The 18,235-nt window shown below is 71.6% G+C and carries 19 protein-coding genes; 11 read left to right on the top strand and 8 right to left on the bottom strand.

Annotated elements, in window-relative coordinates; all coding sequences use genetic code 11:
* Window positions 1–4: 4 nt before the first annotated feature.
* Entirely contained in the window at window positions 5–403 is a 399-nt protein-coding gene (locus NE236_RS21830; protein ID WP_252843908.1) for a winged helix-turn-helix transcriptional regulator, read from the bottom strand.
* Window positions 404–502: 99 nt separating this feature from the next.
* Here NE236_RS21830 and NE236_RS21825 point away from each other — a divergent pair, with 99 nt between their 5' ends.
* Window positions 503–1,171 carry an NAD(P)-dependent oxidoreductase gene (locus NE236_RS21825; RefSeq protein ID WP_252843907.1) on the top strand — a complete coding sequence of 223 codons (669 nt, stop codon included), beginning with the start codon at window positions 503–505 and terminating at the stop codon, window positions 1,169–1,171.
* Window positions 1,172–1,194: 23 nt separating this feature from the next.
* Here the strand turns inward: NE236_RS21825 and NE236_RS21820 are convergent, their stop codons facing one another.
* Window positions 1,195–2,559, bottom strand: a complete 1,365-nt coding sequence (locus NE236_RS21820; RefSeq protein ID WP_252843906.1) for a cytochrome P450 — start codon at window positions 2,557–2,559, stop codon at window positions 1,195–1,197.
* A gap of 388 nt (window positions 2,560–2,947) precedes the next feature.
* Between NE236_RS21820 and NE236_RS21815 the strand changes: the two genes are divergently transcribed.
* A complete protein-coding gene (locus tag NE236_RS21815) occupies window positions 2,948–3,634 on the top strand; it encodes a hypothetical protein (RefSeq protein ID WP_252843905.1) in 687 nt (228 codons plus the stop codon).
* A gap of 182 nt (window positions 3,635–3,816) precedes the next feature.
* On the opposite strand, the gene NE236_RS21810 is transcribed toward NE236_RS21815, so the two are convergent.
* Complete coding sequence (locus NE236_RS21810) at window positions 3,817–4,542, bottom strand: TetR family transcriptional regulator (RefSeq protein WP_252843904.1); 726 nt, start codon at window positions 4,540–4,542, stop codon at window positions 3,817–3,819.
* A gap of 98 nt (window positions 4,543–4,640) precedes the next feature.
* Between NE236_RS21810 and NE236_RS21805 the strand changes: the two genes are divergently transcribed.
* From NE236_RS21805 to NE236_RS21795, 3 genes are all read left to right on the top strand, one after another.
* Window positions 4,641–6,227 carry an MFS transporter gene (locus tag NE236_RS21805; RefSeq protein WP_252843903.1) on the top strand — a complete coding sequence of 529 codons (1,587 nt, stop codon included), beginning with the start codon at window positions 4,641–4,643 and terminating at the stop codon, window positions 6,225–6,227.
* 60 nt (window positions 6,228–6,287) lie between these two features.
* Entirely contained in the window at window positions 6,288–6,689 is a 402-nt protein-coding gene (locus tag NE236_RS21800) for a hypothetical protein (RefSeq protein WP_252843902.1), read from the top strand.
* 63 nt (window positions 6,690–6,752) lie between these two features.
* On the top strand, window positions 6,753–7,463 hold the full coding sequence (locus tag NE236_RS21795) for a rhomboid-like protein (protein WP_252843901.1): 711 nt from the start codon (window positions 6,753–6,755) through the stop codon (window positions 7,461–7,463).
* A 164-nt stretch (window positions 7,464–7,627) separates the two neighbouring features.
* Here the strand turns inward: NE236_RS21795 and NE236_RS21790 are convergent, their stop codons facing one another.
* The 5 genes from NE236_RS21790 to NE236_RS21770 all read right to left on the bottom strand — a co-directional run bounded on the left by NE236_RS21790 (window position 7,628) and on the right by NE236_RS21770 (window position 12,358).
* Complete coding sequence (locus NE236_RS21790; protein ID WP_252843900.1) at window positions 7,628–8,845, bottom strand: CU044_5270 family protein; 1,218 nt, start codon at window positions 8,843–8,845, stop codon at window positions 7,628–7,630.
* Window positions 8,842–9,399, bottom strand: a complete 558-nt coding sequence (locus tag NE236_RS21785) for an RNA polymerase sigma factor (protein WP_252843899.1) — start codon at window positions 9,397–9,399, stop codon at window positions 8,842–8,844. The genes NE236_RS21790 and NE236_RS21785 overlap by 4 nt, the downstream gene beginning before the upstream one ends.
* Window positions 9,400–9,645: 246 nt before the next feature.
* Window positions 9,646–10,854, bottom strand: coding sequence for an RNA polymerase sigma factor (locus tag NE236_RS21780; RefSeq protein WP_252843898.1), 1,209 nt, complete (start codon window positions 10,852–10,854; stop codon window positions 9,646–9,648).
* 115 nt (window positions 10,855–10,969) lie between these two features.
* Window positions 10,970–11,467, bottom strand: a complete 498-nt coding sequence (locus NE236_RS21775; RefSeq protein ID WP_252843897.1) for a cysteine dioxygenase — start codon at window positions 11,465–11,467, stop codon at window positions 10,970–10,972.
* A gap of 3 nt (window positions 11,468–11,470) precedes the next feature.
* Window positions 11,471–12,358 carry an amidohydrolase family protein gene (locus tag NE236_RS21770; RefSeq protein WP_252843896.1) on the bottom strand — a complete coding sequence of 296 codons (888 nt, stop codon included), beginning with the start codon at window positions 12,356–12,358 and terminating at the stop codon, window positions 11,471–11,473.
* Window positions 12,359–12,559: 201 nt separating this feature from the next.
* Between NE236_RS21770 and egtA the strand changes: the two genes are divergently transcribed.
* From egtA to NE236_RS21740, 6 genes are all read left to right on the top strand, one after another.
* Complete coding sequence (gene egtA, locus NE236_RS21765; RefSeq protein ID WP_252843895.1) at window positions 12,560–13,786, top strand: ergothioneine biosynthesis glutamate--cysteine ligase EgtA; 1,227 nt, start codon at window positions 12,560–12,562, stop codon at window positions 13,784–13,786.
* On the top strand, window positions 13,777–15,063 hold the full coding sequence (egtB, locus tag NE236_RS21760; RefSeq protein WP_252843894.1) for an ergothioneine biosynthesis protein EgtB: 1,287 nt from the start codon (window positions 13,777–13,779) through the stop codon (window positions 15,061–15,063). Before egtA ends, egtB begins: the two co-directional genes overlap by 10 nt.
* Complete coding sequence (gene egtC, locus NE236_RS21755; RefSeq protein ID WP_252843893.1) at window positions 15,063–15,797, top strand: ergothioneine biosynthesis protein EgtC; 735 nt, start codon at window positions 15,063–15,065, stop codon at window positions 15,795–15,797. Before egtB ends, egtC begins: the two co-directional genes overlap by 1 nt.
* Window positions 15,798–15,844: 47 nt before the next feature.
* A complete protein-coding gene (gene egtD / locus NE236_RS21750) occupies window positions 15,845–16,795 on the top strand; it encodes an L-histidine N(alpha)-methyltransferase (protein WP_252843892.1) in 951 nt (316 codons plus the stop codon).
* Window positions 16,796–16,900: 105 nt separating this feature from the next.
* Window positions 16,901–17,071, top strand: a complete 171-nt coding sequence (locus tag NE236_RS21745; protein ID WP_252843891.1) for a hypothetical protein — start codon at window positions 16,901–16,903, stop codon at window positions 17,069–17,071.
* Between the two features lie 121 nt (window positions 17,072–17,192).
* Window positions 17,193–18,206 (top strand): LacI family DNA-binding transcriptional regulator, encoded by a 1,014-nt coding sequence (locus tag NE236_RS21740; protein WP_252843890.1) that lies wholly within the window; start codon window positions 17,193–17,195, stop codon window positions 18,204–18,206.
* The last annotated feature ends 29 nt before the right edge of the window (window positions 18,207–18,235 follow it).

The raw sequence follows: 18,235 nt of genomic DNA, 5'->3' as shown, positions 1-18,235 counted from the left end.
GCCTTCACGGCGCGGGTCGTTGAAGAAGGGCCGGGCGCGGGGTTGACTCGTGGGCTCGGCGGGCTTCGAGCAGGGTGGGGAGGTGATCCCTGCTCCAGCTGCGGGCGGCGTCGATCAAGGTCAGCAGGCTGCGGCCCAGCGTGGTCAGCTCGTACTCGACGCGCGGAGGGTTCTCGTCGTATGCGGTGCGGGTGACCAGGCCGTCGCGTTCCATCGCCCGCAGGGTCTGAGTGAGCACCTTCGGGGTGATGCCGCGCAACGGGACCCGCAACTCGGTGAACCGCCGCGGGCCGCCTTCGAGGCAGATCACGACCATCGCGGTCCACTTGTCGCCGATCTGGATCGGCATGGCGCTCGACGGGCAGACGGGGTCGAACATCTCCGGGTCCAGCGGCTCCACCATGGCCCCGGACCCTATCCCGGTATCGTTGAGGTAACCAGTATCCCGTGGATACCGTCCTGTTTCGGCGGCGAGATGCGCGGCCGGAACGGGAGTGCGGGCATGAGCGGGATCGTCATCTTCGGGGCGGGCGGCCGGGCGGGGCGCGCGATCACGGCCGAGGCGCGGAACCGGGGGCATCAGGTCACAGCGGTCGTGCGCGATCCGGGCCGCTACGCCGATCTCGAGTCGGGCGGCGTGCGGGTGGTGCGGGGAGACGTCACCGACGTACGGGCGGTCGCCGAGATCACGGCAGGTCAGGACGCTGCGGTGAACGCGGTGAGTCCGTTCTCCGGGCCGGAGCAGGGATTCGACGATCTCGACCCCGACTTCTTCGTCAAGGCCGCCGATGCCCTGCTGCGCGGACTGGCCGAGACCGGGGCGTCTCGTCTCCTCGCGATCGGCCTGTTCGCCAACCTGAGGTCCTCCCAGGGCGGCCTGGTGATGGACGATCCGACGGCGTTCCCCGCCGAGATCCGGCCGTTCGCGGCCGCGCACACCGCCGGCCTGGACCGGCTCCGTGAGGCGGACACGACTGTCGACTGGCTGATGCTGACCCCGCCCGCGCAACTTGAGGTCGTGGGCGCCAGGACGGGGCGCTACCGGATCGGGGGTGAGACCGTGCCGCCGTCCGGGTCGCGCCTGTCGTACGCCGACCTCGCCGTGGCGGTGATCGACGAGATCGAGACGCCGCGCCACCATCGGACCCGCGTCTCCGTCTTCGATCGGTGACGGCGCGTTCGTGACCTCGCCTATCAGCGCCGGGTCAGGATGACCGGGAGGCCGTTCTTGGGCTGGTAGGTCATCGCGTAGCGGCCGGTGACCTGGACGCCAGGTGCGGTGCGCACGTCGTACGCCTGGGCGATCGTCGCGATGAGGAGCTGGGCGATGGTGAGTGACATCGGCTCGCCGATGCACATGCGCTGTCCCTTGCCGAACGGGTAGTACGCCTCGCGGGCGCGGGAGTCGTAGCGCTCCGGGGCGAAGCGGTCGGGGTCGAAGGTCTCCGGGTCGTCCCAGTGGCGCGGGTCGTGGTGGGTGGCGTACGGGCTGATGATGATGTTCGCGCCGCCGGGGATCGCGTACGGGCCGACCACGTCGTCCTCGACGGAGCCACGGAAGTACATCGGGAACGCCGGGTAGAGCCGGAAGGTCTCGTCGACGACCCGCCGGGTGTACGTCAGCGCGGGCAGGTCCTCGTAGGCCGGAGGCCGGCCGCCGAGAACCCGGTCGACCTCCTCGCGCAGCCGGGCGGCGGCCTCGGGGTGCTGTGACAGCAGATGCCAGGCCCACGTGACGCCGCCGGCGGTCGACTCGTACCCCGCGAGGAACATGGTGAAGATCTCGTCGCGGAGCTGGCGGTCGCTCATCCGCTCGCCGGTCTCGGGGTCCTCGGCCTGGATCAGTGCGCTCAGGAGGTCCTCCCAGGCGTCGCCGTCGGCGAGGGCCGCACGGCGGGCGGCGATGAGAGCGTGGATCTCCTGGTCGAGCGCCTCGATCGACCGCCGGTACGCCGCGGCGCCGGGGGTCGGCAGCCACGACGGCACGAAGAACGTCCACACCCGCCGGGTCATGCCCGCGAACACCTGATCGGTCAGGTCCAGCAGGCGGGCGGAGCGTTCCTCGTCCACCGTGGTGCCGAAGAGGGTCTCCAGGATGATCGTGATGTTCATCCGGATGGACTCGCGGAGCATGTCGACGGGTGTGCCGTTCGCGACCGCCGGGGCCCAGCTCGCCATGGAGGCGCGTACGGTCTCGGCGACGGTCTCGGCCATCCGCTGGATCTGCCGGGTGTGGAAGGCGGGCTGCATGAGCCGCCGCTGCCGCCGCCAGAAGTCGCCGTCGCTGGTGAACAGGCCGTTGCCGAGGGCGAGGCGGATGCCGTCCATGATGCTGCCCTTGACGTAGTTGGCCGCGTTGCCGACCAGGATGTGGCGCACGTAGTCCGGGTGGCTGACGAGGTAGGCGCGGACTGGCCCGGCGCCGAGCCGTACCAGGCCGTCGCCCTCCCGCGCGGCCCTCATGCAGAAACCGAAGGGGTCCTTCGCCAGCGCGACGAGGGGGACGCCGCGAACTCCGGGGACCGCTACGGCCGCGCCGACCTGGGTGGCTGTGCCCATCGTGGCGTCTCTCCTGAACCCGGCCGGGGGAGTGCCGGTGACCCGTGTGCGGTCCGGCTTCCGGCCAGAGGAAGGCCGATGCCGGTGCGGGGGGAGTCCGCCCTCGGATTTTGGACCATCCGCAACAAAAATGGCCAGCCCGTAAATCGGCCGGCACACGGTTCTGGTGCCCGCGTACCCCGAACTCAACCTGGCGTATCACGTCGTGTTTCAGCGTCACGATCCCGATCGTCCTGGGTTATCTCATCTTTCCCGGTAGAAGTAGTCGGGTTCGAGTGGCGCACATTCTGCCAGGAAGGACGGTCCGGGACAGGCCGGTCGTCAAGCACCGGTGCCGTCCCCCGTTTCACGGAGGGACCTAAACAGAGATCCTGAAAGCGAGGCCGAGATGATCGGAGAGGAATCGGTGACCGTGCTCGCCAAGGGCGGCGCCGACCGCACCGTGGGCACGGAGACCATGAGTCCAGAGGTGGCCGTACTTCGTGATCGCGTGGCCCAGGACACGGCATCGACCGTCATGGGGGTCACTCCGGACGAGCGAGTGAAGAGGGCCATTCTTCATCTGCTGGATCTCGCGGTGGGAGGGGAGTGCGGGTTCAGCCTTCCGCCGGAGCTGACGGATGACGATCTCCTGATCCCCTTGCACACGCTGTTCGAAGAACTCCGCATCCTGGCGCGGCAGATGGGATGCGTCAGCACCCTCGAGCTGTTCGTGGAGTACGTCTCCGCCGAGGACGCGGGGCTGGAGCCCGGGCACGCCCGGAATGCGGACGAGCTCCTGGAGGTGTTAGAGAAGCATCGCCACGGAGGCTTCGACCCCCGAATCGCCGGCGTCCGCCTCACGGCTAAGGCGCTGGTTCATGCTCTCGACGAGCGCGACATCAATCCCCTCGACGAACGGACGGTGGCCGCGCTCGCCGACATGATCGCCGAGGCCGGTGTGGGCGGACGACCCAGCGCCGGCCGTTCTACGTGGAGTGAGGCCCTCACCGTCGGCATGGCGCTCCGCCGGCATGCCAGGGACCACGGCACGACCGTGGCCGGCCGACTGCGTGAGCTGATGGCGCGGTCCTGAGAACTGCGGGGCGGGGCCGATGAGAGTCACGGCTTCGGGCGATCGCCTGAAGCCGTGTTCGATCGGCTTCCCGCCTCGCTTTCCGCCATTCGATGATCTTGATGGGGAAACCCGCGATGGAGACGCCCGCGGCGTCGGCAGCGGGCGTCGGTGGCTCTCCCGCAGGAGGGTGTCGGTGATCGTCAGCCGGACGACGAGGGACTCGCCGCCGCTGCGGCGGGGTAGTTGATGCCGTCCTCGAGCAGGGCGAACAGCTCGGACAGTACGTCCGAGAACCGATCCACCTTCACCGTGCCGGAGCTGAGCAGCTCGAAAGCCGTGTGGAACACGGAATTGATCGCACTCGCGACCACGTGCGGACGCAGGTCGGTCGTCGGGTCGACGCCCATGCGCTCGGCGATGATGTGGGTCATCTCGGCGTGCTTCTTCTGGCCGTGTTCGAGACTGCTGCCGAAGACGGCCGGGCTGGACTCCATCAGCTGCCGGAGGCAGCCGAACCGCTCGGGGTCGAAGCCGAACGCGCCGTCCTCGCAGGCGCGGATCATGGAGACCGCGGCGTGGTGGACGGCGGTGATCACCGGCTCGTCGGACGGCCGAGCGGAGAACGCCGCCTTCACGGCGCCGAACTGCTCGTCCTGGAACGTGCGGAGGACGTCCTCCTTGGAAGCGAAGTAACGGAAGAACGTCCGGGAGGACACGTCGACCGCGTCGGCGATCTCCTCGACCGTCGTGGCCTCGAAGCCCTTCTCCGCGAAGAGCTGGAACGCGCTGTCCACGAGTGCCTCGCGGGTGCGCTGCTTCTTGCGCTCACGACGACCTGCCAACGGTGAGCAGGCCTGAACAGCAGTGGTCGCCTCCATGCCCGCAGGGTAGCCGACGTTGGACGCTCCGGCCAATAGTTCCTTCATCTTGTGACAGTCGTCATACGGAGGCGTTCGTCGCTTGACGACAACTGTCACAGCATGACAGTTTGTGTCCCACGCGAACTCTCTCGGAGGCAAGTTTCATGTCCCAAGCGACAATCGCGTCCCGTCCGGGGGCGCGCGAAAGACCAGGCCGCCCCGGGCACGGCCACCCCTGGCTCACCCTGCTCGCGGTCGCCCTCGGTGTGATGATGGTCGGCCTCGACGCGACGGTCGTGTCGATCGCCAACCCCGCCATCGCCAAGGATCTGCACGCCGACCTGACCGGCCTTCAGTGGGTCACCAACGGCTACCTGCTGGCGCTGGCCGTGGCCCTGATCCCGGCCGGCAAGATCGCCGACCGGTTCGGGCGCAAGCGCACCTTCCTGGCCGGGGTGATCGGCTTCGCCGTCGCCTCGGTGCTGGTCGGCGTGTCCGGCGGCATCGGCATGGTGATCCTCTGGCGCGTCGTCCAGGGCTTCGCCGGCGCGCTGCTGCAGCCCGCCAGCCTGGCGATCCTGCGCAACACCTTCCCCGCTGAACGGCTGAACGCCGCGATCGGAATCTGGGGCGCCACCGTCGGCATCTCGATCGCCGGTGGCCCGATCGTCGGCGGCCTGCTCGTCCAGCACGTCAACTGGGAGTCGGTCTTCTTCCTCAACGCCCCGCTCGGCCTGGTGGCCCTGCTGGTCGGCCTGTGGGTGATCCGCGAGTCCCGCGACGAGGAGGCCGCCGGCTCGTTCGACGTTCTCGGGGTCGTCCTGCTGTCGGGCGCGCTGTTCGCCCTGGTCTGGGGCCTGATCAAGGCCGGGACGTACGGCTTCGGTGACCAGGTGCCGCTGTTGTCGTTCGCCGCGTTCGCGGTCCTGATCGTCGGCTTCGTGATCTGGGAACTGCGGACCCCGCACCCGATCCTGCCGATGAGCCTGTTCCGCTCGGCGTCGCTGTCGGCCGCGACCGGCCTCATCGTCCTCGGCGCCTTCGCCCTCTTCGGGACGATCTTCTTCATCACGCTGTACCTGCAGCAGGTGCACGGGATGACCCCGGTGCAGGCGGGCGTCCGGATGCTGCCGATGACCGGGATCTTCATCGTGTCCTCGCCGCTGGGCGGGGCGCTGACCCAGCGCTTCGGGCCCCGCGTGCCGCTCGGCCTCGGCATGGTCTTCACCGCGGGCGCGCTGTTCGGGCTGTCCCGGATCGGGGTCGACGCCTCGTACAACCAGATCTGGCCGTGGTTCGTGCTCATGGGCCTGGCGTTCGGCTTCATCCTCACCGCCGGGACCGAGGCGATCGTCGCCAACGCCCCCGTCCACCTGGCCGGGGTCGCGGGCGGCCTGCAGCAGACCGCGTTCCAGATCGGCGGCGTGCTGGGCACCTCGGTCCTCGGCACGATCCTGTCCAACCGCGTCGGGAGCGTGCTCGTCGACCGGCTGACCGGCGCGGGACTGCCCGCACCGGCGGCCCACCAGCTCTCCACCGCCAAGGACTACATCGCCCAGGGCGTCGCCCCGGTGCCCGCGGGCGCTCCGGGACCGGTCGCCAAGGCGATCACCACCGGCAGCCACCTCGCCTTCATGGACGGTTTCCAGACGTCCATGACGGTCGCCGCGGGCGTCGCGCTCGTGGCCGCGCTGGCGGCCCTTCTCGTACGACGTGGCGCGTCCCCGGTCGAAGGGGCCGTCGCCATCTGAGTGTCACCCGGGTACGGGCGGTCGCCGCCGCCCGTACCCGCCCCCGAACGGAGATTGACCATGACCCACGCGATGCCGTTCCCCACGACTCCCTTGTCCGCGAGCGGCTGGGAGCTGCGCGTCGGCCGTGGCAGCCGGCACCGCCCCGCCCTCGAGGTGCACACCGGTGACGGGCTCATCGACGTCGCCGTCGCCGCCGGCCTCGACGCCTCACTGGTACGCGGCGCCGTGCGCGGCAGGCGCTGGTCCGTGGCGTGGGGCGAACTGCCGCCCGGTGGCGAGGTGCTCGTGGAGTTCCACGCCAAGGGGTCGATCGTGAAGGCCCCCGCCGTGACGATCGCCGGGGCGTTCTGGGTGGCCGAGGTGCCCGGGCGGTACCGCTCCGTCGTGGTCACCACCGCCGTCGACCGGGTCTCCACCCGGCTCCGCCGCTTCCGGGAGGCCCGGCTGTCCCGGCGGTAAGACCAGACTGACGATCATCCGGTTGTCATCAACCTCTCAGAAAGTGCCCCTACGCTTTCTGGCGTGCACTCGATCCTCAGGCGCTACCCCCTCCCCATGCTGTTCATCGTCGCGTTCTGCGCCGTCTCCGGCGTCTACGCGTACGGCCTGGGACCGGCACAGCAGCGTCTGGTGGTCGCCACGACGGCCACGAACCTGGTGAACCTGAGGACCGACCCCTTCGGCACGATGATCGCCTCGGCGTTCGTCGCCGAGGCCGCGCCGTGGATGTGGGTGGCCTTCGCGATCGTCGGGCTGTTCCCGGTGGCGCACCGCTTCGGCAACGTACGGACGCTGGTGCTCGTCGGCGCCGCCCAGGTGGTCGGGACGCTGCTCAGTGAGGGCCTGCTCGCCTGGCGGATCTCGACGGGCGCGATGCCCGCGTCCATGCGGTACATCGACGACGTCGGCCCCTCGTACGTCATCGCCTCCGCCCTGGTCGCGACGATCCTGTACGGCGCCGAGCCGCTCGTGCGCACCGCCCGGCACGGCCACTGGCTCTTCGACCGCGTTCCGAGCCGCTGGTGGCGCATCGGCGCGGGCGTCGGCATGGCCTTCCTCGCACCGCATCTGTTCAACAAACTGGACCGGCTGGACGTCGCGGCCGTCGGCCACGTCGTCGCCCTGCTCGCCGGCGCGGGCGTCGGACTGCTCTTCGCCCGCCGCGAGCGCACCCGCGGCCCCGGCGGAACCGGACCGCGTACGGAGCTCGTCCCCGCCCTCAGCGAGGCCTGACCGCCCCCGTCCGCACGTCCCGGCGCTGATCGGCCACTCGTCACGGTCGTCGAGCGCGACCGCGACTCTCCGGGCACCCCGGCGGTGGGCCGGAGTGCCCGGAGGGACGGCTACTTCCAGCGGGCGATCAGGGGACGCATGTGCTGGTCATCGCCGGTGACCGGTCAGGAGGCGGGGACGGCGCCGATCTTGTTCACCCAGCCCTGGTTTTCGTAGGCGATGTACTCGTCGGGGCTGTTCTTGCGGGTGCCGGTGCCGGGCACCTCGTAGTCGAGGAGCTGGGCGGTCACCGGGTCCACGACCAGTCGGGTGTCCACGCCGTCGGTGACGTGAGCGGAGATGGCCACGCCGGACCTGCCCTCTCGATCCGTGATCCGTCCGGTGACGCGGACGGACGGGGAGTCCGCGAGGATCCGGTAGAGCGCCGCGCGCGTGCCGGGGGTGGTCGGAGTCCTGAGCAGGTCCGAGGCGCTGACGAAGACGTACTTCCCGAAATCGGCCCTGCCCTTGGTGTCCTCCTGCCACAGCCTCTGCAGGTAGCCCTCCAGTCCGCTCTTGGTCGTCGGCAGCTTCGGGATGGTCTTCCACTCGATCTCGTGGCGGCCGATGTCGGGGTTCACCGAATGCGAGCCGTCGTGGTACGTCGTCGTGCGCGGCTTGGACGCCGTCGTGAAGCCGTTGACGTTGAGAGGCGCCGAACCCGCCGCCCGCCAGGCCGCCTCGTCCTTCTTGGTGGGGAAGGTGACCTGGACGTTCAGCGGCAGGCGCGATCGGAACCGCATGCCCGTCCCGCCCGGCACGGTGCACGCCCAACTCTCGTCGCTGCTCGCGCCCCGCGCCTGGAACGTCTGGGGCTTGACCTGGGGGATCTGGTGCTTGCTCTGGGGGACCGGGCTGTTCCGGGGGGTCGGGCTGTTCCGGGGGACCGGGCTGTTCTGGGGGGTCGGGCTGTCGTGCGGGCTGGGCTGCTCGAGGGGCACCAGGTGGTCATCCCACGTGCGCGTCCGGCTGTACCAGCACGTCCCATGGGTGGCGGGCTGCTTGGCGGCCGTCTCCGCGCTGGCCAGCAGGAACGTACGCGTGTTGATCGCTCCTGGTTGGCCGGTGGCGCCGTTCCCCGCCGTACCGCCATCGTGTCCTCCGGACAGCACGCCCGTGGCCAGCACCGCCGTGGCCGCCACCACCGCGGTCGCGCCGGTGGCGAAGGCCAGCCGCCGGACCGGCCGCCGTCCCGGGGCCAGACCCCGCCTCACGGTGGCCGTGCCGGCACGCGCACGGACCAGTGACGTGTCGGGACGTCGTTCATAGGCTGCGCCGGCGAGCTCGTCCACCACCGCGGGCTTCAGGGCGTTGATCATGCTGTCGAGTTCGTTCTGCTTCACAGCTTCTCCGGGATGACTCGGTCGTGCGAGACGCGTGCGGGAGTTTGCGTGCCGGGTTCGTGGGACGCCTCCAGAGCCCTGGCCAGCCGTCGGCGTCCGCGGTGCAGCCGGACGGTGAAGGCGGTGCGGGAGCAGCCGGCGACCCGGGCCGCGTCGGCGGGCTCGAGCCCGTGCCAGGCGGTCAAGGTGACCGCTTCGGCCTCCTTGGGGGACAGGGTGCGCAGGGCCGCCAGCGCCTGGTCACGGGCAATGACGTGGTCGGCGGCATCCCAGGCGCGCAGGTCCGCGTCGGTGGTCAGGCCGCCCAGCCGGTCGACCAGGCGGCGCGCGTGTCCGGCGGCGCCATGGGACTGGCGGGCGAGGTTCCTGGCCACGGCCAGCAGCCACGGCAGCGCCCGCTCGGGGATCTCATCGACCTTCCGCCACGCGATCGTGAACACCTCGTTAGTGACGTCCTCGGCCGCCTGGGGCGCGACCCGCAGCACGACGTAGCCGAAGACGTTGCGGTAATACGTCTCGTAGAGGCGGGTGAATCGGGCCTCGTGCTCGTCCACGCCACCTCCTCTCTTCTCGGGACAGGAACGCCAAGAAGTCGGAGAAGGCGTGATCGGATTACGCGACGGTTCGCGGATTCTTCGCGATGGGCCCTGCCCGTACGGACCGTACGAGGCGTCGACCGGTCTTCTCATCGGTCGCCGGAGGCGACGCCGGCCGAGCTGACCGTGTTCCTGGCCCCTAGCGGGACACCCGGCCGTAGCGTGCCGTCGTGCCGGTGCGCTGCGGCGCGCCCGGGGCGCCGGTCAGTGCCCGGGCTTCTGGGTGGTCTTCTTCGGAGCGGGGGTCGCGTCCGGCGACCCGCCGACCGGTGGCAAGAGGGGCGGCACCGAGGACGTCGGCGAGGGAGTCGCGGACGCCGGCGGTTTGGGCGTCGGAGTCCCGGGCGGGGTGGGACGGGCGGAGGACGCGGGCGGACGGCTCACCGTCACCGTCGGCGAAGGCCGCGCGGGCGTGACCGAGGCGGACGGGGACGCGGCGCCGGTCTGCGGGGCGATGGGCGCACCGCGGACGGGCGAGGACCCGCCGCCCAGCGGCGTGGTGTCCCCCGTCGACGCGGGACCGCTCGTCGGAGACCCCTGACGCACGATTCTGCTGTGGTCGCCGACGCGGGAGGCCCCCTGATCGGGGCCGGCCGGCCAGATCATGATGGCCCCGATGACCGCCGCGGCGCACGCGGCGAGCGTGAGGGCCTCGGTGAGCACGAGGTTCCGCCGAGGACGGGGCTTGCGCCTGCGCCCGGCCGGCATGGGAGCGGCCGGCCCGGCGACGCGCGGCAGCGGGCGGGTCATCACCTCGGCCGGACCGAACAGCCCGTCCAGCGGCAGGCCGTCGGCGTCGAACAGCAGCGCACCGCCGGACGTCCGCTCGGCGGCGGCGCAGGCGGCCAGGACGCGCTCCCGAAGCGACGCGGGCGGTTCGGCCGCCCGGCTGCTCATCAGCGCCCGCAGGCGGCCCTTCGCGAGCGCCGTCAGCAGCCCGTCGTCCGCGCCGGCGCCGGTCTCGAGCACGGCGATGACGGCCTGTTCGAGCCGGCGACGCGCCATGCGGTCCAGCTGCTCGGCGGTGTCGCGTGCCACCCCGATGATCCGCCGGAACTCCTCGGTGTCCAGCACGGCGGTCAGCGCCAGCGCCTCGCGGTGCTCGGGACGCAACCGGGCCAGGGCACGCTCCAGCGGCGGCGCCCCGGGCGCCGTCGTGGCGGCGCGCAGCAGAGCGGCACGGCGGACGCACTCCGCCCGCGCGAGCGCATGCATCCAGACCGGCAGCGCCTCGTCGTCGGACGGGGCCCCGGCCGGGTGACGGGCGGCGGCGACGAAGGCGTCCCGCACGGCGTCGGCGGCCTCGTCGCCGACCATGCGGTGACAGTAGGCGTAGATCCGCGCGCCATGCTCGTCGTAGAGCAGGCCGAAGACCTCCGGGTCGCCGGCGCGCAACGCCTCCGTCAGGGACACGCTCTAACTCCGTTCCGGCACGTGGGCCCGCTGGTGCCAAGTCAAGAGCAAGGTATCAGCGTGCCAAAAATCGACGCCAGTGCGATTTGGTCACAGCGTGCGGTGGTGCCGCGGATCAGGCGACCTGGTCGACGGGGCGGAGTTCGTCGGCGTAGCTGACGGAGACGCGGCGCATGACGCCGCCGCTGTCGATGGAGTACTGCCCGAGGCGCCAGAGCGGCGGCGAGTAGGCGTGGATGGACACGCTGCGATCCGCCGACCCGACCAGGCGGTGGATGTGCTCCGGCCCGAAGGAGAACGACGTCCCCGCCTCGACCTCCACCTCGACGTGTGCGCCGCCGATCCGCGGGTTGCACTCCTTGAGGGAGCCGTCGACGACCGCGACCGCGCCCGAGGAGAGGTCATGGTCGTGCCAGCCGGTGTCGTTCTCCGGCGTCCAGCACAGCAGCCATACGTCGACGTACTCGTCACGGTGCAGCGACACGTAGTGCCGCTGGCCGTCGGGGAAGTCGACCAGCTCACGCCACGTCTCGGGATGACGGGCCAAGTCGTCGACGAGCCGGCGCAGTTCGTGCCGGTCGAGGCTTCGTTCGGGGAGGGACTCGAAGGCCACGGGTCAGTCCTTTCCGGTGAGCAGTCGTTGGGGGTTCGCCGTGCGGATGGCGTGCTCTGCGGCGTCGCCGAGGCCGAAGGAGGTGGGCGGCCTCGCGTACGGGCGGTCCGAGCCGCACACGATCGTGTCGATGCCGATGGCCCGGACCATGCCGTCGACGGCGCGCGGCCCGTACGACGACGTCTCCACGTAGGCCTGCCGGTCGACCTGGCCGCGTCCGCCGCCGCGCGCGGCGAGGCGTTCGCCGTGGAGGGGCGCGAGGCCGGCGAGCAGCGCGAAACAGACGCGCAGGCCGGGATGGCGCGGCCGGCCGAACGCGCGGAAGGCGTACCAGGCGGCGTGCATCTGCTGGACGTACGGCACGAGGGCGGGCCACCACGCCGGCGCCTCTTCGGCGGGCGCCGTGCCGGGGTGGACGAACAGCGGCAGGCCGCGCTCCTCCAGCAGCGCCAGGAGGGGGGCGCACCGCTCGTAACCGGCCGCGTCGATCAGCGCGGTCGCGGGCAGCTGCAGGCCGATCAGGCCCTGGTCGAGGAGCCGGGCGAGGGCGGCGGTGTCGATCTCGGCCAGCCCGGCGGCGGCCCACGCGCGGAACGGCTCGGGCAGCGCCAGCGCGTCCGCGTGGTAGGCATCGAGCAGGGGAGCGGCCTGCTCGGGGGGCAGCCATTCGATGCCGAGCGGCGCGGACAGGGAGGTCAGGATGAGCTCGAAGCCGTCTTCCGCGGCCGCCGCGGTGCGCTGTCGAAGGTCGTGGGCGGCCGGATCGACCTCGTACGGGGCCTCTCCGGCGAGATGGAGCGTCCAGCCGTCGAGCCTGGGGGCGGTCGTACGCCGGCGGAGGGCGTCGAGGAAGGCCGGGCCCCACAGGTGCTGGTGAACGTCGATCCCCACAGGGGTCTCCTTTCCCGCTCTCCAGGGAGCTGAACCGGTTCACTGAACCGTATCAGTGTACCGGTTCACTTGAGCGTTTCACCTGCTCGCCGGACACCTCGCGGACATCTGCCGCTTTCTGTAACGAAAAGAACTTTTGGGATTATTGATGCGGTTCAGGAGGGAAGGACCTCCGTTCGTCGTCCGATCGGAGGTGCCCCGATGAGTCGCTTGACCATCGATGACGTGTACGAACACGTCAGGGGAGTGTGTTTCAAGACCGGCCCGCCAGGGCTGGTCGGTGTCGAGACCGAGTGGTTCGTGGTCGACCGGAACGCCCCGTCGCGGCGCGTTCCGCTGGCCCGCGTCCGGGCGATGATGGAGGCGGCCGGTCCGCCGCCCGCCGGAAGCCGCATCACGTACGAGCCCGGCGGGCAGCTCGAACTCAGCTCGCCCCCGCGGCGCGGCCCCGCGGCGGCGTACGCCGCGATCGCCCGCGACGTCGCCCACGTCGGCGAGCACCTGGCAAAGGAGAGGCTGGCCCTGGACGGGCGTGGCACCGACGGCCGCCCGACCGCGTTCCAGGCCACCGAGGGCCGCTACCGGTGCATGCGGGAGTACTTCGGCGAGCAGGGCCTGCGGATGATGTGCGGCACCGCCTCCCTCCAGGTCTGCCTCGACATCGGCGCCGACGACAAGGAGGCCGCCCGGCGCTGGCGGCTGGCGCACGCGCTGGGACCCGTCCTGGTCGCGGCGTTCGCCAACTCGCCCGGACCGGCCGCGCGGTCCTCGCGGCAGATCGTCTGGGAGACGCTCGATCCGGGCCGTACCGCGCCGGTTACCGGCGACGACCCGGTCGAGGCGTGGGCGGGCTACGCCCTCGACGCGCAGCTCATGCTCATCCGCGACGGCTGGGTGGCGGCCCCGGGGATGACCTTCCGCGACTGGATGGCCACGGGCCGGCCCGACGTCGGCGACCTGGCCTACCACCTGTCGACGCTGTTCCCGCCGGTCCGGCCGCAGGGCTGGCTCGAACTGCGGATGATCGACGCCCTGCCGGAGCCGTACTGGCCGGTGCCGGTCGCCGTCGCCACCGCGCTGCTCGACGATCCGATCGCGGCCGACATCGCGGCGGAGGCCGCCGAGCCCGCACGGGACCGCTGGCGGCAGGCCGCGCGGGACGCTCTCACCGATCCGGTGCTGGGCCGCGCCGCGCGGCGCTGTTTCGAGGCCGCGCGGGAGGCCCTGCCCCGGCTCGGCGCCGACACGCTCGTCCCCATGGTGGACGCCTACGCCCGCCGCTTCATCGACCGCGGCCGATGCCCGGCCGACGAGCGACAGGCGGACGACCCCGCCGAACGCCCCGACCCCGCGATGACCGAGGCATGCAGGGCGGTGCCGGGCGCTCCCGCCGCCACGGCAGCTGAGGAGGAACCCACGTGGACCTGAAGGAACGGATCGCGACGGAGCTGATCGCCGCGCGTGACCGCAGCGTCGGGCTGACCCTGGAGGCGCTCGACGGGCCGGACCTGGTGGCGCAGGTCTCGCCGCTGATGTCCCCGCTGGTCTGGGACCTGGCGCACATCGGCAATTACGAGGAGTTGTGGCTGCTGCGCATGGCCGCGGGCGAGGAGGCGATGCGCCCGGAGATCGACGATCTGTACAACGCCTTCGAGCACCCGCGCGCCGAACGGCCGAAGCTCCCGCTGCTCACCCCGGCCGAGAGCCGGGCCTACATCGACACGGTGCGGGCCAAGGTGCTCGACTCGCTGGAGAAGGCGCCGCTGACCGGACCGCTCGGCGAGGGCGGCTTCGTCTACGGCATGGTCATCCAGCACGAGCACCAGCACGACGAGACGATGCTCGCCACCCACCAGCTCCGCGAGAACGGCCCCGCGCTGCTCGACCCGTCGCCGCCGGAGCCTCCACCCGGCGACACCGCCCTGGCCGGGCGCGAGGTGCTCGTCGAGGCGGGCCCCTTCGTCATGGGCACCTCCGACGACCCGTGGGCGTACGACAACGAGCGCGGCGCGCACACGGTCGACGTGCCCGCCTTCCTCATCGACGTCACACCGGTGTCCAACGCCGCGTACCTCGCGTTCATGGAGGCGGGCGGGTACGACGACCCGCGCTGGTGGCACCCGGACGGCTGGGACTGGCGCATGCGGTCGGGCAAGCGCGCCCCGGCGTTCTGGAGACGGGAGGGCGGCCAGTGGCTGCGGCGGCGGTTCGGCCGGGTCGAGCCGGTACCGCCCGACGAGCCGGTGCAGCACGTGTGCTGGTACGAGGCGGACGCCTACGCCCGCTGGGCGGGCAAGCGGCTGCCCACCGAGGCCGAGTGGGAGAAGGCGGCGAGCTGGGACCCGGTCGCGGGCCGCAAACGCCGCCTGCCCTGGGGCGACACGGGCGAGCACGCCAACCTCGGGCAGCGGATGATGCGGCCCGCACCGGTCGGTTCCCACCCCGAGGGGGCGTCGGCGTACGGCGTGCGGCAGCTGCTCGGCGACGTCTGGGAGTGGACGTCGAGCGACTTCCACGCCTATCCGGGGTTCCGTGCCTACCCGTACAAGGAGTACTCCGAGGTGTTCTTCGGCGGCGACCACAAGGTGCTGCGCGGCGGCTCCTGGGCCACGCACCCGCTGGTCGGCCGGACGACGTTCCGCAACTGGGACTACCCGATCCGCCGGCAGATCTTCGCCGGATTCCGCTGCGCGAGGGACGTCTGATGTGCCGTCACCTCGCCTACCTCGGAACCCCGCGCACCCTGCACGAACTGCTGTACGCCCCGGAGTACTCCCTGGAGCGTCAGTCGTACGCGCCCCGGATGAACGGCACCTGCATCCTGAACGCCGACGGGTTCGGCGCGGGCTGGTACGACCCCACCCGCGCCCGGCCCGTCCGGTACCGCCGGTCCCAGCCCATGTGGACGGACCTGTCCTTCGCCGACATCGCCGAGGTCGTCCGGAGCGGCTGCGTGGTCGCGGCGGTCCGCTCCGCGACGCCCGGATTTCCGGTGGACGAGTCGTGCGCCCAGCCGTTCACCGACTCCGAACGGCTGTTCAGCCACAACGGCCTGGTCGAGGGGTTCGCCGGGGTCGAGGCGAAGCTGCGGGAGCTCGCCGGCGACCTCGCGCCGATCCCTGACGCCCGCGCCCCGGTGGACTCGGCGCTGCTGTTCGCCCTGGCCGCGGGGCGGTGGCGGGCCGGCGGTACCCTCGCGGAGGGCCTCGCGCACGCCGTCGAGGCCACCGCCGCGCTCGCCCCCGGGCGGTACAACCTCCTCGCGGCCGACGGCCGCTCCCTGGCCGCGACCGCCTGGGGGGACACCCTGTTCGTCCGCCGGGGCGAAGGCGTCGTGATCGCCTCCGAGCCGTACGACGACGCGCCCGGCTGGGAGGAGGTCCCCGACCGCTCCCTGGTGACGGTCGATCACCTCGGCGTACGCGTAAGCCCGCTGTGACGGCCCCCGCAGGACCGACGACGTACACGAGAACATCAGGAGACATCGTGGATCGCTTTCTCACCCCGGACGACCTCGGTAAGGCGCTGCGGCAGGACGTCGCCGACGGCCTGGGGACACGGCCGAGGACACTGCCCGCCAAGTGGTTCTACGACGAGCGCGGCAGCGAGCTGTTCGAGGAGATCACCCGGCTGGAGGAGTACTACCCGACCCGCCGCGAACGCGAGATCCTCGCCGCGCGGGCGCCGGAGATCGCCGAGGCGACCGGCGCGGTCACGCTCATGGAGCTGGGGGCCGGATCGGGGGAGAAGACCCGGATGCTGCTGGAGGCCCTCGGCGGCACCCTCCGCACGTACATGCCGGTCGACGTCAGCGGCGACTTCCTCGCCCGCGCGGCCGAGCGGATCGCCGAGGACCACCCCGGCCTGCGGGTGCGCCCCGTCGTGGCCGACCACGAGCGGCACCTGGCCCTGCTGCCCGGCGGGGAGCGCCGCCTGGTGGTGTTCCTCGGGGGCACGATCGGCAACATGGCCCCGGCCGAGCGGGTGGCGTTCCTCAGCGCCCTGCGGGCCACGATGAACGACGGCGACGCGCTGCTGCTCGGCGCGGACCTGGTCAAGGACGAGCGAAGGCTCGTCCGTGCCTACGACGACGCCCGCGGTGTCACCGCGGAGTTCAACCGGAACGTCCTGAACGTCCTCAACCGTGAGCTCGGCGCCGACTTCGTCCCCGAGCGGTTCGAGCACGTCGCCGTCTGGAACCCGGGCGACGAGTGGATCGAGATGCGGCTGCGCTCGGTGGCACCCCAGGTCGTCCGCGTGCCGGCCGTCGACCTGGAGGTGGAGTTCGACGAGGGGGAGGAGATGCGCACGGAGATCTCCGCGAAGTTCCGCCGGGACCGGCTCGACGCCGAGGCCGGAGCCGCCGGCCTGCGCATCGACCACTGGTGGACCGACCCCGACGGCGACTTCTCCCTCAGCCTCCTCAGGCCGGCCTGATCCGGCCGAGATTCGGCCTTGCCGAGGAGCGGCGCGCCCGGACAGTGAAGATCACTGCGGCCAGAGTCCGCAGCGCAGAATACGATCGAGAATCCAGGAGTGATCATGGGTATCGTTCCCAGCCGCAAGGCCAAGATCGACAGCGCGCCGCACGGCAGCGTGACCTTCGAGTCCAGCAAGTCGAAGTCCAGCAAGCCCGACAGCTACGACAAGATCGGGCAGACCAAGGCGGCGGCCGAGAAGACGATCACGGAGAACGGCGGCACGGTGAGCTAGCCATCGCAGTGGTGGCCAGCTGAAACAGACCGGTTCCCGGCCCGCCCTCGTGGCGGGACCGGGAACCGGTTCTCTCCTTCTGGGACCGGCTTTGTCAGTGGGGCTCTGTACTGTTGGGGACGTGGCGCAGCAGCAACGTAAGCGGGCGACCATCCGCGAGGTGGCGAAGGCGACGGGGCTCTCGCCGGCCGCGGTCTCGTACGCGTTGCGCGGCATCCAGACGTCGGAGGAGACCCAGCAGCGGGTCCGCGAGGCCGCCGCGGAGCTCGGCTACGAGGCGCATCCCATCGCGCGGGCCCTGGCCAGCGGGCGCACCGGCATGGTGGGCCTGCTCTGCGGCTCGCTCGAGGACCTGTGGCAGCAGTCCCTCGCCGTCGGCATCGGACGGGCGCTGTTCGCCCGCGACCGCTTCGCCATCATCCTCGACGCGGCCGGCGACCCGGAGCGGGAGGTCATGCTCGCCCGGCAGCTGCGCGACCAGCGCGTCGACGGCCTGATCGTGCAGCCGGTCGACCCGGCAGCCGAGGTGTGGACCGAGCTCGGGGAGAGCCTGCCGATCGTGTCCATCGGCGATTCGCTGCACGGCGGCCACGCCTACGGCGAGGTGGTGTTCGACAACCGCGCCGGCGTCACGCTCGCCCTGGAGCACCTGCACCGGCTCGGGCACCGGCGCGTCGCCGTCCTCACCCCCACGCGCGCCAGCACCCCCGACCGCCCCGCCGACGTGCACGTCCACGCCGAGGCCGAGCGCATCGGGATCGAGGTCGACGTGGTCACCTCGCCGCAGGCGCTGCCCGGCGCGACCGAGACCGCGCTGGCGGTGCTGACCGGCGCCGCCCGCCCGACCGCGCTGTTCTGCTTCTCCGACTCGATCGCCTACGGCGTCTACGCGGCAACGCGTGAGCTGGGCCTTGACGTGCCCGATGACGTGTCCGTCATCGGCTTCGACGACCACCCGATGTCCGCGCTGCTCACCCCGCCGCTCACCAGCGTCGACTGGGACATCGACGGCATCGTCCACTCGGCGGTGCGGGTCATCGTCGGCGGCATCGACGGCAAGCCTCGCCGCCGCCGCGTCGTCTGCGAGCCCAGCCTCCTCCCACGGGAGTCGACAGGTCCTGCTCAGCCTTGCTGATCCCGGGATCCCGGTGCCTGCGGTCGCGA

Source organism: Actinoallomurus purpureus, from assembly GCF_024055795.1.
Classification (GTDB): Bacteria; Actinomycetota; Actinomycetes; order Streptosporangiales; family Streptosporangiaceae; genus Actinoallomurus; species Actinoallomurus purpureus.
The sequence above is the reverse complement of the archived record's forward strand: the minus strand, read 5'-3'. Positions and strand labels throughout refer to the sequence as shown.

What these genes read in the sequence shown, in the direction of transcription:
- NE236_RS21830 (WP_252843908.1), bottom strand. Translation starts at nt 403, where the DNA reads ATGGTGGAGCCGCTGGACCCGGAGATGTTCGACCCCGTCTGCCCGTCG.
- NE236_RS21825 (WP_252843907.1), top strand. Translation starts at nt 503, where the DNA reads ATGAGCGGGATCGTCATCTTCGGGGCGGGCGGCCGGGCGGGGCGCGCG.
- NE236_RS21820 (WP_252843906.1), bottom strand. Translation starts at nt 2,559, where the DNA reads ATGGGCACAGCCACCCAGGTCGGCGCGGCCGTAGCGGTCCCCGGAGTT.
- NE236_RS21815 (WP_252843905.1), top strand. Translation starts at nt 2,948, where the DNA reads ATGATCGGAGAGGAATCGGTGACCGTGCTCGCCAAGGGCGGCGCCGAC.
- NE236_RS21810 (WP_252843904.1), bottom strand. Translation starts at nt 4,542, where the DNA reads ATGAAGGAACTATTGGCCGGAGCGTCCAACGTCGGCTACCCTGCGGGC.
- NE236_RS21805 (WP_252843903.1), top strand. Translation starts at nt 4,641, where the DNA reads ATGTCCCAAGCGACAATCGCGTCCCGTCCGGGGGCGCGCGAAAGACCA.
- NE236_RS21800 (WP_252843902.1), top strand. Translation starts at nt 6,288, where the DNA reads ATGACCCACGCGATGCCGTTCCCCACGACTCCCTTGTCCGCGAGCGGC.
- egtA (WP_252843895.1), top strand. Translation starts at nt 12,560, where the DNA reads ATGAGTCGCTTGACCATCGATGACGTGTACGAACACGTCAGGGGAGTG.
- egtC (WP_252843893.1), top strand. Translation starts at nt 15,063, where the DNA reads ATGTGCCGTCACCTCGCCTACCTCGGAACCCCGCGCACCCTGCACGAA.
- NE236_RS21745 (WP_252843891.1), top strand. Translation starts at nt 16,901, where the DNA reads ATGGGTATCGTTCCCAGCCGCAAGGCCAAGATCGACAGCGCGCCGCAC.